This window comes from Terribium retamae (assembly GCF_022347545.1).
GTDB lineage: Bacteria > Pseudomonadota > Alphaproteobacteria > Rhizobiales > Rhizobiaceae > Mesorhizobium > Mesorhizobium retamae.
This window is the reverse complement of sequence record NZ_JAKREW010000027.1, coordinates 1-11537: the sequence shown is the minus strand read 5'-3', so window position 1 is coordinate 11537 and position 11537 is coordinate 1. Positions and strand designations below refer to the sequence as shown.

Annotated in this window: 14 protein-coding genes and 1 tRNA gene; 10 read left to right on the top strand and 5 right to left on the bottom strand. The window is 61.8% G+C overall.

Translation table 11 applies throughout. The features are described from left to right. The first annotated feature begins 3 nt into the window (after positions 1 to 3). Together nirD and L4923_RS21615 are read left to right on the top strand one after the other, a co-directional pair. Positions 4 to 333 (top strand): nitrite reductase small subunit NirD, encoded by a 330-nt coding sequence (gene nirD, locus L4923_RS21620; RefSeq protein WP_239369089.1) that lies wholly within the window; start codon positions 4 to 6, stop codon positions 331 to 333. Between the two features lie 8 nt (positions 334 to 341). Continuing rightward, a complete protein-coding gene (locus L4923_RS21615; protein ID WP_239368979.1) occupies positions 342 to 2999 on the top strand; it encodes a nitrate reductase in 2658 nt (885 codons plus the stop codon). A gap of 147 nt (positions 3000 to 3146) precedes the next feature. Here L4923_RS21615 and L4923_RS21610 read toward each other — a convergent pair whose 3' ends face one another. Then, positions 3147 to 3350 (bottom strand): hypothetical protein, encoded by a 204-nt coding sequence (locus L4923_RS21610; RefSeq protein WP_239368977.1) that lies wholly within the window; start codon positions 3348 to 3350, stop codon positions 3147 to 3149. A gap of 244 nt (positions 3351 to 3594) precedes the next feature. Here L4923_RS21610 and L4923_RS21605 point away from each other — a divergent pair, with 244 nt between their 5' ends. From L4923_RS21605 to L4923_RS21595, 3 genes are all read left to right on the top strand, one after another. Next, on the top strand, positions 3595 to 4041 hold the full coding sequence (locus tag L4923_RS21605) for a DMT family transporter (protein WP_239368975.1): 447 nt from the start codon (positions 3595 to 3597) through the stop codon (positions 4039 to 4041). Positions 4042 to 4264: 223 nt separating this feature from the next. Further along, positions 4265 to 5119, top strand: a complete 855-nt coding sequence (locus L4923_RS21600) for an alpha/beta fold hydrolase (RefSeq protein ID WP_239368973.1) — start codon at positions 4265 to 4267, stop codon at positions 5117 to 5119. Positions 5120 to 5208: 89 nt separating this feature from the next. Then, positions 5209 to 5574: a PRC-barrel domain-containing protein gene (locus L4923_RS21595; RefSeq protein WP_239368971.1), complete on the top strand. Its 366-nt coding sequence runs from the start codon at positions 5209 to 5211 to the stop codon at positions 5572 to 5574. A gap of 80 nt (positions 5575 to 5654) precedes the next feature. Here L4923_RS21595 and L4923_RS21590 read toward each other — a convergent pair whose 3' ends face one another. Both L4923_RS21590 and L4923_RS21585 read right to left on the bottom strand, forming a co-directional pair. Next, positions 5655 to 6665: a sensor histidine kinase gene (locus L4923_RS21590; protein ID WP_275448515.1), complete on the bottom strand. Its 1011-nt coding sequence runs from the start codon at positions 6663 to 6665 to the stop codon at positions 5655 to 5657. Between the two features lie 191 nt (positions 6666 to 6856). Next, on the bottom strand, positions 6857 to 7528 hold the full coding sequence (locus tag L4923_RS21585) for a response regulator transcription factor (protein WP_239368967.1): 672 nt from the start codon (positions 7526 to 7528) through the stop codon (positions 6857 to 6859). Between the two features lie 113 nt (positions 7529 to 7641). Here L4923_RS21585 and L4923_RS21580 point away from each other — a divergent pair, with 113 nt between their 5' ends. The 3 genes from L4923_RS21580 (at position 7642) to L4923_RS21570 (ending at position 9240) form a co-directional block, all read left to right on the top strand. Next, entirely contained in the window at positions 7642 to 8121 is a 480-nt protein-coding gene (locus L4923_RS21580; protein ID WP_239368965.1) for a hypothetical protein, read from the top strand. Between the two features lie 111 nt (positions 8122 to 8232). After that, on the top strand, positions 8233 to 8583 hold the full coding sequence (locus tag L4923_RS21575) for a hypothetical protein (RefSeq protein ID WP_239368963.1): 351 nt from the start codon (positions 8233 to 8235) through the stop codon (positions 8581 to 8583). Positions 8584 to 8586: 3 nt separating this feature from the next. Then, positions 8587 to 9240, top strand: coding sequence for a hypothetical protein (locus L4923_RS21570; protein WP_239368961.1), 654 nt, complete (start codon positions 8587 to 8589; stop codon positions 9238 to 9240). A gap of 446 nt (positions 9241 to 9686) precedes the next feature. Here L4923_RS21570 and L4923_RS21565 read toward each other — a convergent pair. Then, positions 9687 to 9760, bottom strand: a tRNA-Gly gene (locus L4923_RS21565). A gap of 110 nt (positions 9761 to 9870) precedes the next feature. Here L4923_RS21565 and L4923_RS21560 point away from each other — a divergent pair. Continuing rightward, entirely contained in the window at positions 9871 to 10134 is a 264-nt protein-coding gene (locus L4923_RS21560) for a DUF6460 domain-containing protein (RefSeq protein ID WP_239368959.1), read from the top strand. A gap of 31 nt (positions 10135 to 10165) precedes the next feature. Here L4923_RS21560 and L4923_RS21555 read toward each other — a convergent pair whose 3' ends face one another. Beyond that, complete coding sequence (locus L4923_RS21555; protein ID WP_239368957.1) at positions 10166 to 11062, bottom strand: histone deacetylase family protein; 897 nt, start codon at positions 11060 to 11062, stop codon at positions 10166 to 10168. A gap of 117 nt (positions 11063 to 11179) precedes the next feature. Here L4923_RS21555 and L4923_RS21550 point away from each other — a divergent pair. Next, on the top strand, positions 11180 to 11537 hold a 358-nt coding region (locus L4923_RS21550; RefSeq protein WP_275448518.1), incomplete at its 3' end, for an MATE family efflux transporter.

Genomic DNA, 11537 nt, shown 5'->3' with positions numbered 1-11537 from the left:
ATGATGGATTGGTTGGACATTGGCACGCTCGACGACATTCCGCTGCGTGGCGCGCGCTGCGTGAAGACGCCGAACGGCAGGATCGGCATCTTCCGCACGCATGACGATCGGGTCTTCGCCATCGAGGACCACTGCCCGCACAAGGGCGGGCCGCTCAGCCAGGGCATCGTGCACGGCGCCGCCGTGACCTGCCCGCTGCACAACTGGGTGTTTTCGCTCGAGACCGGCAAGGCGCTCGGCGCGGATGAGGGGTCGGTGAAAACGATCCCGGTGCGCATCGAAGACGGGCGCATCGCGATCGCGCTCGGCGCACTGTTGCAGGCGGCGGAGTGAACGCCGGCATGGGCAGCACAGAAGTGAGCACCACCTGCCCCTATTGCGGGGTGGGCTGCGGCGTAAGAGCGGATGTCGCCCCCGATGGCGAGGCTTCCGTCCGTGGCGATCCCGGCCATCCGGCCAATCGCGGCAAGCTGTGCTCGAAAGGATCGGCGCTTGGCGAGACCATAGGCCTTGACGGCCGGCTGCTCCATCCGGAAATCGACGGCAGGCGGACGGATTGGGATGCGGCACTCGACCGCGTCGCCCGACGCTTCCAGGACACCATCGCCGAGCATGGGCCGGATTCGGTCGCCTTTTACATTTCCGGGCAATTGCTGACCGAGGACTATTACGTCGCCAACAAGCTGATGAAGGGCTTCATCGGCTCGGCCAACATCGACACCAATTCCAGGCTGTGCATGGCGTCGTCCGTTGCCGGCCATCGCCGCGCCTTCGGTGAGGATGTCGTGCCCGGGATCTACGAGGATTTCGACGAAGCCGATCTGGTCGTGCTCACCGGTTCGAACACCGCCTGGTGCCACCCGGTCCTCTACCAGCGCCTGCTGGCCGCCCGCAAAGCCCGCGGCACGCGTATCGTGGTGATCGACCCGCGCCGCACGGCGACAGCCGATGAATGCGACCTGCATCTGGCGCTCGACCCCGGTACCGATGTGCTTCTATTCAACGGGCTGCTCGCGCATCTTGCGCGCGCCGGCGTGCTGGACAGGGACTATATCGCCGCGAGCACGGCAGGCTTCGATCAGGCCGTGGCGCTGGCCGCGGCCGATGCGCCGGGCGTCGAGCATGTGGCGAAGGGGTGCGGCCTGGCGCCGGCCGATATCCGCTTTTTCTATGAGCTCTTCTCGGTCACCGAGCGGGTGGTCACCGTTTACAGCCAGGGCGTGAACCAGTCGGCGCATGGCACCGACAAGGTCAATGCCATCATCAATTGCCATCTCGCGACCGGCCGGATCGGCAGGCCCGGCATGGGGCCGTTCTCCGTGACCGGACAGCCGAACGCGATGGGCGGCCGCGAGGTGGGGGGACTGGCCAACCAGCTTGCCGCCCATATGAATTTCGACAATGGGGGCGATGTCGACCGTGTCGCGCGCTTCTGGAACGCGCCGGAGATTGCGACAAGGCCCGGGCTGAAGGCGGTCGATATGTTCCGAGCGGTCGGTGAGGGCAAGGTCAAGGCACTTTGGATCATGGGCACCAATCCGGCCGTCTCCATGCCGGATGCCGGTCGTGTGCGCGGCGCGCTGAAGGCCTGCGATTTCGTCGTTGTCTCCGACGTGACGCGCACCGATACCACCCGTTTCGCCGACGTGCTTCTGCCCGCCGCGGCCTGGGGCGAGAAGGACGGCATGGTGACCAATTCCGAGCGCCGGCTTTCGCGGCAGCGACCGTTCCTGGCCATGCCGGGCGAGGTGCGGCCCGACTGGCGCATCATCTGCGATGTCGCTATCCGCATGGGCTTTGGTACGGCCTTCGATTTCGTGAATCCTGCCGCGATCTTCCGTGAGCATGCGGCACTTTCGGCTTTCGAGAACAAAGGCGAGCGGCTGTTTGATCTCGGCGCGCTTGCCGATTTGTCGGACGAGGACTACGAGGCTTTCCAGCCTCGGCTCTGGCCGGCGCGAAGCCGGCGGCAGGCAGGTCGTCTGCTGGGTGACGGCAGGTTCCCGACCCCCGACGGCCGCGCGCGCTTCATTGCCGTGCGGCAGGAAGGCGTAGCACTTGCGGCCACCTCCGAGTATCCGCTCGCGCTCAATACAGGCCGCCTGCGCGACCAGTGGCACACCATGACCCGGACCGGCGCGGTGCCGCGGCTGATGGCGAACACACCGGAGCCGATGGTCGACCTCAACCCGCATGACGCCGCGGCTTACGGACTGGCCGATGGCGATCTCGCGCATCTGTCGACGCGTTATGGTTTCTCCCGCGCCAGGGTCCGCGTCACCGAGGCACAGCGGCCTGGCCAGGCTTTCCTGCCCATGCATTGGAGCGGCCATTTCGCGGCCAATTCAGGGGCAGGGACACTGGCGGCGCCGATCACCGATCCGCATTCCGGCCAGCCGGAACTGAAGAATGTGCCGCTGCGCATCATGCGTGAGGAGGTCGCCTGGGCCGGGGTGCTGATCACCCGTCGCAATCTGAGGCCGACCGGCTTCGTTCACTGGAGCCGGCACGCCGTTGCCGGTGGCTGGGTCTATGAACTCGGCGGCACCGAGACGCCGGACCAGGGCATCCTGCTGGCTAGGGGATTGCTCGCCAGCCCGGATCACCTGGTCGAGTATCGCGACCGCAAGGGCCTGGCCTATCGTGCCGCTGCCGTGGACGAAAATGGCGCGCTCGCCGAGGCGCTGCTGGTTGCCCAACCGGGACAGCTGCCGGCGCGCGACTGGCTGGTTTCCCTGCTCGGCAGCCGGGCGCAGCTCACATCCGCCGACCGCCATGCATTGCTTTCCGGCCGCTCGCCGGCTGCATTGCCGACGACCGGGCGCATCGTCTGCTCCTGCTTCAATGTGGGCGTGAACCAGTTGGCCGATGCCGTGGCCGCGGGCTGCTACAGCCTGGAGGCCATCGGCAGGGAACTCGGGGCAGGCACCAATTGCGGCTCTTGCCGTTCCGAGATCAGGACCATCATCGACGCCGGTCGGGTCCAGGCAGCCGAGTGAGCCATCGATCATTGAGAGGCTTGGCGGGCGAAGACCTGCGCTGGAGCATTTTGTAGCCAAGTGAAATCACTTGGCGTTACAAAAATGATGCCAAAACAAACCTCAGAGCGTTTCTGCGGTTCCGTTAAAAACAGAACCGCTCCAGGTTCACAGGGAATCGGCTTCTTTTCTGATCAGGCCTGCGAGGACCTGTTCGGCTTCCTGCAGCAGCGCGCGCAACTGGAACGGGCTGACGGTTTCGACCTGGCCCTGCATATCCAGGATGTTCAGATACAGTTCGACGGTGCGTTCATAGAGATGTGGAACCACCTTCAACGGCCGCGCCTTGCTCAGTAGGGTCAAGTCAGACATTTCGATCATCCAGGATTGCGGCTGGTCCCATGTGCGATTCCGTTCAGCCGAGGCAGAACGCCGTCCGGTTATTCAGAACGGAAGAATCGGACTTGCTCACAATAGCCGAGGCAAGCTGACATCATTCTGTCAGGAGGATACCGCTGCTCGGCGGTCAACCGCTCAGCCTGACGGGAACCGGGTGGCGGACTCCAGCGGACTTCGTGCAAAATCGCACCGGTTGGCCGGCGATGGAGAGAACGACGTGAACCTTGTCTATCTGGTTGCGGCATTTGGCCTGGGCGCATTGATCTCGATGCAGCCACCGATCAACGCCCAGGCTGCGTCCATTTTGGGAAGCCCGCTGCTGGCCGCCCTCTGCTCGATCACGATCAGCCTGGTGATGGTCTGCGTTGCAAGGGTCTTCCTGGATCACTCATCGATCAACTGGTCGCGCTTTGCCGAGTTGCCCTGGTGGGTGCTGATTGGCGGGGCCGTTGGCGCGCTTTTCGTCATCGGTGCGCTGATGGTCGCGCCGAAGGTCGGCGTCGCCGCATTCTTTGTCTTTGTCGTGCTCGGCCAATTGACCGGCGCGGCCATGATCGACCAGGTTGCCGGCTTTGGCGTTCCCTCCAACCCGATCACCTGGCAGAGAGCCGCAGGCATCCTGCTTGTCTTCGCCGGCGCAGCCCTCACGCAATGGCGCTTTTGACGGGCGAAGATGCCAAACCGCGTTCCAAGTGGCGTAGGTGCTGCTCGATCAGGTTTGCAGATGTGAGTGGAACTTTTGCGCGGGCCAGCTCGCCGAAATCCCTGGCAAGTCGGCTCCACTCACATTGCTCGCAACCGAACACGCGTCCTGGCGTTCCCGAACCAGTGTCCAAATCTGCGCGAAGCAACCGCCACCGTGATCCGTCCGGTGAAAGGAGGCCACATTGACCAAGCTTGCCCACATCCAGGTCGGAGACTGGAAGCTTGCCGTCCGCAAGGCGGGCGATCCGTCAATGCCGGCCATGGTGCTGCTGCATGGTTGGCCACAGACCAGCTATGCCTGGGAACAGGTGCTGGGCGATCTGGGCCGGGACCAATATGCCCTGGCGTTCGATTTACCCGGTGTGGGTGGCTCGCAAGGTTCGCCGCAGCCAGCCGAGAAACATGTTCTCGCCGATATCATCCTCACCGCCGCCGAGCAGATTGGCGCCAAGGACGTCCTCGTGGCCGGCTACGATGTCGGCGGCATGGTGGCGTTCGCCTGCGCACGCGATCATCCGGCCCGCATCCAAGGCGCGGTCGTGATGAACACCGTGATCCCCGGTGTCGCTCCCTGGGAGGAGGTGCTTGCGGATCCGCGGATTTTCCATTTCGCCCTGCACAACGTCCCGGGCTTGCCCGAGAGGCTTGTTGCCGGGCGCGAGCGAGCCTATTTCGATTTTTTCTACGACATCATGGCAGGCAATCCGGATCGGCTGACCGAGGACGCCCGTGAGCACTATGTGCGTGGCTACTCGCGGCCTGAAGCGCTGAAGGCAGGCTTCGACTGGTACCGGGCCATGCAGAAAGATGCCGAGCGCAACGCGCAGACGGCACCGATACAGGTCCCTGTGCTGTACTTGCGCGGCGACGCCGACCCGGGCGTGCTGGGGCTCGATGATTATGCGGAAGGACTTCGCCAGGCAGGGGTCGAGCGGCTCGAAACGGGGACGCTGCCGCATTCGGGTGAATATGCTCCCGAAGAGGCGCCGCAAGCACTGATTGCCGAGCTGCGGCGGTTTCGGGCCGCGCTTGCCTAGACGATTTCGATACCCATCAAAAAATGGAACCACGCATGCGCGGGAGGCTTCTTTTGGAGGGCATCCCTTTCGAAGAAGGAGGTAATGAGATGACCACTGCAACAGGCCATACCGACGCCATCCGCGCCAGCCGGGTCATTGGGACGGAAGTCTACAACACAGCCGGCGAACATATCGGCGACATCGAGGACGTGATGCTCGAGAAGACCTCGAACGGCATCATGTTTGCAATCGTCGGTTTCGGCGGTTTTCTCGGCATCGGCGAGAAATATCACGCCATTCCCTGGGCCTCGCTCGACTACGACGAGGACAGGAACGGCTATGTTGTCCCGTACGACAAGGAACAGTTGCGGGCAGCACCTTCCTATTCGGTCGACGAATTGACGGAAGATGATGGTTTGAAGGCGCGCGACGCCTCCTACAGCTACTACAAGGCCGATCCATATTGGCAGTAACAGGATGGCTCAGAACCAGCTGAGTTCCTGAGGTCGGGGCTGGCGCAAGCCGGCCCCGACTTTTCCATGATGTGAAAGGGTCAGGCTGCAGGGAACTGGATCTCGACACGTAGCCCTCCGGAAGGGCGAGATGCGAGGATCAGGGTGCCGTCATGAGCTTCGGTGATGCTTTTGACGATCGCAAGACCCAGGCCGACACCTGCGTGCTTCGTCTGAATGCGCCCGGTTCCACGCTGAAATGGCTCGACAAGCGTCGAAACAGAGAGAGGGGAAAGTTCTTCCCCCGTATTTTCAACGACAAGCAAGACATGTCCGAGCCCAACACTGGTCGTGACCCAGACTGTGGCCCCCTCTGGCCCGCTGTGCACGATCGCGTTATGCACAAGGTTTGTCGCCATCTGCAGAAGCAACGTATGTGAGCCGACGCAGGGAGCCTCGTCGCAGGAGGTTTCCATCGCGACGCCGTGTCTTTCGGCCAGAAGGAGGAGTGCCTCGGTGGCCTCTTCCGCAATGAGAGACAGGTCGACCGGAGCTTTGGCGAATGCGCGCTGGTCTGCACGGCTGAGCACAAGCAGCGCCTCGGTGAGGTCGATCGCCCGGGCATTCACATCATGCAGGCGCTCCACGAGTTCACCAGCGTCGCGGTTCGGATCGTTGCGGGCAACATCCAGAAGGGTTTGCGTGATGGCCAACGGGGTGCGCAACTCGTGGGAGGCATTGGCTGCAAACCTTTGTTGTCCCGCGACGTGTGCTTCAATGCGCGCAAGCATGGCGTCGAATGCGTCGGCGAGTTCGCGGAATTCGTCGTGACGGCCACGCAACCCTATCCGGTGTGACAATGACCCTTCCGCAACCATACGGGTTACGTGCGTGATGTGTGTCAGCGGGGCAATCATGCGCCCCGCGAGAAACCACCCTCCGAGCAAACCGAACACCAGCAGGAATGTCACAAGGCCAACTGCGGCCGGGCCGAATATGATCGGGCCGAAATTGGTTGGGTCGAAGGCACGCAAAAGGTTCGAAGGGGCGGGAACGAATATGCTGACAGATGAACCCCGCAGCAGGAAAACCCAAACCACGCCAAGCAGCAAGCCGCTGCCCACCATAAGGAATGCGGCGTAGCTCAAGGCGAGTTTCAGGCGTACGCTCAAGCCGGGCGCTCGATCCATGGCTTCGTCTCCGGGCTGGATCGTCTCGCGTTTCATCGAAACGGTGAGACGCTCTATCCTTGTTCTACGCAATTCCGGACGGAAAACCGCTACGCACTTTTCCTGGAATTGCTCTAGCTGTCGCGTTGCGCATTGATGCGGTAGCCAACGCCGAGCACCGTATCAATCAACCAAGGCTGGCCGAGGCGTTTGCGCAACGCAGAGACGGTGATGCGCACCGCATTGGTGAATGGGTCTGCATTCTCATCCCACGCCCGCTCCAGCAATTCCTCGGCGCTGACGACACCGCCTTCGGCGGCAACAAGAACCTCGAGAACCGCGAACTGCTTGCGTGTCAGTGCGATGTAGCGACCGTCACGATAGACCTCGCGTCGGAATGGGTCCACGCGCAGCCCTGCGATCTCCCGCACCGGTGGCCTGTTGCGTGCCCGTCTTCGGTCGAGCGCCCGGAGCCTCAGCACGAGTTCCCGGAATTCGAAAGGCTTTGTAAGATAATCGTCTGCGCCGATCTCGAAGCCCGAGGCCTTGTCGTCGAGGCGCGCTGCGGCAGTCAGCATGAGGATCGGAATGCCGCTGGCTGAGGCGACGATGCTTTTGGCAACCTCGTCGCCGGAAGGGCCGGGGATGTCTCGATCGATGATGGCGAGGTCGTAGACGTTGATTCCGAGCAGTTCCAGCGCCGTGTCGCCGTCGCCGGCGATGTCGGCAGCGATTGCTTCCAACCGCAGACCATCGCGGATGGCTCCGGCCAGATAGGGTTCGTCTTCGACGATCAAAACGCGCATGACACCTCGATACCAAAGGGAATGTATCGTCCGCATATCGAAAACCGCATACGCCACCAGAACATTCGGCACCCTAGGCTGAAATCTCCATCAACCCTTTTTGGAGAAATACGATGCCGAACACCCTCACAAACCGCACTGGCACGAAAATGTTGCTTTTGAGCGCGGCGATGATCACCGCACTGTCCATCTGGGGAAGCCTGGCAGATGCCAAGGACACAGAAAAAGCCGCAGCCTATGCGCAATGTATGCGCAAGAACGGTTTTCCCGACTTTCCCGATCCAGACGCTGAAGGACGCATCCTCCTTCGCCAGCGGCTCGACGATCAGTCTGCGCCTGCCTTTCGGAAAGCTCACGCAGCCTGCAACGACCTTGCACCGGAAGGCTGGGCATCGGAACGCCCAGACCCTGAACGGCGGGCGAAGTTGCTCGGCTTCGCGCAATGTGTGCGAGACGAAGGCGTCTCTGATTTTCCAGACCCAAGCAAGGAAGGCCGCTTCGACTTTGCCACCGTCACCGACAGCCCGAAACTGAAATCCGCCATGGAAACCTGCAGGCGATCCAAGGGTGTTACCGTCGGTTTTGGTGGCTGATCAGCTCTGGGATACTCGTTTTCGTCGCGCTGATTCCAAATGGTGTGCACGGCCCCAGGCTGTGCACACCGGCAACGGTGCCTCAGATGCCGATTGCAGTTTGGGGCGTAGATGAACTCGACCTATCACTGCGCTGCAGGCTCAACGACGTTTCGACTTGGGCGCCACTGCACGCCAGCTCTCTTTGAGATCGCGCAGCTTTCGAGCATTGACGACATCCGAGCCCATGTAGCCAATGAAGCAGCTTCGGATTTTCTCGCGCATCAGCATCGCGAACGGACTGCGATCCGTTTGATCGCCTTCTGCCAGGAAAAGCCAGTCAACGAACTGTTCAGCTGTTACCGTTCCTCTCTCCGGAAAGAAGCCGGTGACATGGACAAAACCGCCAAGACCAATTCTATGTTTATGACAGGACAGGGATCGATAATCTCTTTTTGGATGAGTTTGCACTGGGAGCGATGAAAATTGAAGACCTATCCCGGCGGCAGCAACATTCCCGTCAAAGCATCACGTTTGGGCGCCGACATTCCGCTCGGAATCAACCTGAACATCTGGCATCTGCGAACCGAAGCTCAATATGATCTCTCGGAAAACCCGCCCGAATTACCGTCCAGAATAGTTGATGGGCTCTCGCGTTTGAGTGGCCTGTCGCAATTCGTTTTCTATTGTAACCATTCAGTCGAGGCGCGTTCGGCTTTCAGAAAACGAAAAGGTATTCTCGGAGGCACAGGGTTGCCAGTTGCCGCGACAATACAGGGGGAAAGCGTTTTCGATGGAGACAAAAGCCGACTTTGGGCGACCATCGCGGTTGAGAGCTTTGTCAAGGAGGGGCTTTTCATGATTGCACAGAACTACCTGCAGTCCTGTATTGTCCTGTCGAGAAGCACACTCGCGGACATTGCTATCAGAGCTCAAGGATGGGCTGCGGATGCCAGCGGATTATTTAGCATTGATTATCGCAAGGTGCTCGACACCATGAGCAACGATCGAGACTTCATGCTCGTGAGATACTTCACCGCAGACAATGGCCATGACGAAAAGATCATGGTCATTGCGCGGGACGATCTGGAAATCGATCCGATCGACGATCTGATCAAAAGAGAAATGCTGAACGCGTAGCTAATCGAGCGGAACAATTCCCGATGCGCGATTTTCGCCCGCAAAGAGCAGGATTCCTCAACGCCGTTTCGGACGCGACCTGAGCGCCTGGTCTCTGAGATGGTGTAGCTTTCGAGCATTGACGACATCCGAGCCCATGTAGCCAATGAAGCAGCTTCGGATTTTCTCGCGCATCAGCATCGCGAACGGACTGCGATCCGTTTGATCGCCTTCTGCCAGGAAAAGCCAGTCAACGAACTGTTCAGCCGTTACCTTTCCACGCTCCGGAAAGAAGTCGGTGACATGCTAAAGCCTCCGTCCTGCAGGCTTCCGCAGCAGCCATAGCCCACGCAGACGGCCCTCATGAGCCCGTCGAAGTCTCTTCTGGTTGGCATGCAAAAACCCGGCGTCCGGGTCGAAATGGGGAAGCCACGATGAGGATAGTGGCGGGGCGCAGTAAATCAAGCTGGAGCGGGTAGCGGGAATCGAACCCGCGCGTTCAGCTTGGGAAGCTGACAGGCTACCATTACATCATACCCGCGCGCCGCCTCGTTAGCATGGCCCCAGCACTCCCTGCAACGACAAAGCCGCAACTTGAAGCGCGCGCTGTGAGCGCGTATCTGACTTGAGGAACTTCGAGGGAGAAGAGCCTTGTCCGCATTGACCCGTTTTCTTGGCGACACGCCGCTCAAGGTGCTTTTGAAACTGCTCGTTGTGTCGTTTCTTGTCGGCATCGTCATGAGCGCGTTCGGCTGGTCGCCGCTCGACGTGATCTATGGCATCCGCAACTTCTTCGTTGATCTGTGGAATCTCGGCTTCCGGGCCGTCGACCGTTTCGTCGGCTATATCCTGCTCGGCGCGGCGATCGTCATCCCGGCCTTCATCCTGCTCAGGCTGGCAAGCTATCGCAAATAACGGCAGGGTGTTTCTGGCACCCTGAACTGGCTTAGGCCGCGACCGCTGCCTCCTCGAACAGGATGGCGTGGCGCGCGGCGAGCGTCGGCACGTCCGTCGAATAGCCGCCGCCGATGACGCCGCACAGCGGCACGCCGCGGGCCCGGATGGTCTCGATCACCAGCCGGTCGCGGGCACGGATGCCGGCATCGCTGAGCGAAAGCCGGCCGAGCTTGTCTTCGGCATGGACATCGACGCCGGCATTGTAGAAGACGAGATCCCAGCGCCGCAGGCTTAAAAGCCGGGGCAGAACATCGGCCAACTGTTCCAGATAGGCTCTGTCTCCCATGCCGTCAGGCAGGCCGATGTCGAGGTCGGATGCGATCTTGCGCACCGGATAGTTTCGCTCGCCATGCATGGAGAAGGTAAAGACGCGCTCGTCTTCGCGCAGGATATCGGCGGTGCCGTCGCCCTGATGCACGTCGAGATCGACTACGAGTGCATTGCCGACGAGATTTTCCTCGATCAGCGTCAGCGCAGCGACCGCGACATCGTTGAAGGTGCAGAAGCCGGCGCCCTGCGCCCGCCTGGCATGGTGGCTGCCGCCGGCGGCGTTGCAGGAAATGCCATGTTCGAGCGCCAGACGTGCGGCCAGCACCGTGCCGGCCGCCGCAAGCTGCGCGCGCAGCGAAACGCGCGGGCCGACCGGGAAGCCGATCTCGCGTTCGATTCCGGCAGGTACGGCGCAGTCGATGACCTGATCGACATAGGTTCCGTCATGGGCGAGCTTCAGCCAGTGCGGCCCCGCCGGCGCCGGCTGATGCAGCGCCTGCGTCAGTCCTCGCGCGATCAGCGCCTGCATCAGCAGCGGATATTTGCTCATCGGGAACCGATGGTTGACGGCGAAGCCGGCGTCATAGTCGGGATGGTGGACGATCTGCAGGGGCAAGCGGCGATACCTGGGGCCAAGGCAACAATTCGGTTGCCCGGGCCGCAATGTCAGTTGCGTGGCAGGGTGAAATTGGGCCACATCGGTCCCACGTTCAAGACATCCTGGGAGAGAAGGCTGGATCAGGCGTCGTCAGCGGCTGCAAGCCGGCCGTTCTCCGTCACCAACCGCTCGGTGCTCGCCATCGCGGTGCCGATGACGCTTGCCTATCTCACCACGCCGCTGCTCGGCCTGGTGGATACCGCGGTGGTCGGCCAGTTCGGCGATGCCGCGCTGCTTGGCGGGCTTGCCGCCGGCGCGCTGGCATTCGACGTGGTCTTCACCACCTTCAACTTCCTGCGTTCCGGAACCACCGGACTGGTCGCCCAGGCGTGGGGGCGCGGGGGCGCCGCCCCCGGGCCCCGCCGGGGGTTGGGGGGGGGGGGGGTTAGCCGCGGGGGGCCCGGGGGGGGGTGGGCCCCCCCCCCCCCGCGGG

Excerpts from the sequence above, each read along its gene's own strand:
- L4923_RS21575 (WP_239368963.1), top strand. The coding sequence starts at position 8,233 with ATGAACTCGACCTATCACTGCGCTGCAGGCTCAACGACGTTTCGACTT.
- L4923_RS21595 (WP_239368971.1), top strand. The coding sequence starts at position 5,209 with ATGACCACTGCAACAGGCCATACCGACGCCATCCGCGCCAGCCGGGTC.
- L4923_RS21615 (WP_239368979.1), top strand. The coding sequence starts at position 342 with ATGGGCAGCACAGAAGTGAGCACCACCTGCCCCTATTGCGGGGTGGGC.
- L4923_RS21585 (WP_239368967.1), bottom strand. The coding sequence starts at position 7,528 with ATGCGCGTTTTGATCGTCGAAGACGAACCCTATCTGGCCGGAGCCATC.
- nirD (WP_239369089.1), top strand. The coding sequence starts at position 4 with ATGGATTGGTTGGACATTGGCACGCTCGACGACATTCCGCTGCGTGGC.
- L4923_RS21580 (WP_239368965.1), top strand. The coding sequence starts at position 7,642 with ATGCCGAACACCCTCACAAACCGCACTGGCACGAAAATGTTGCTTTTG.
- L4923_RS21610 (WP_239368977.1), bottom strand. The coding sequence starts at position 3,350 with ATGTCTGACTTGACCCTACTGAGCAAGGCGCGGCCGTTGAAGGTGGTT.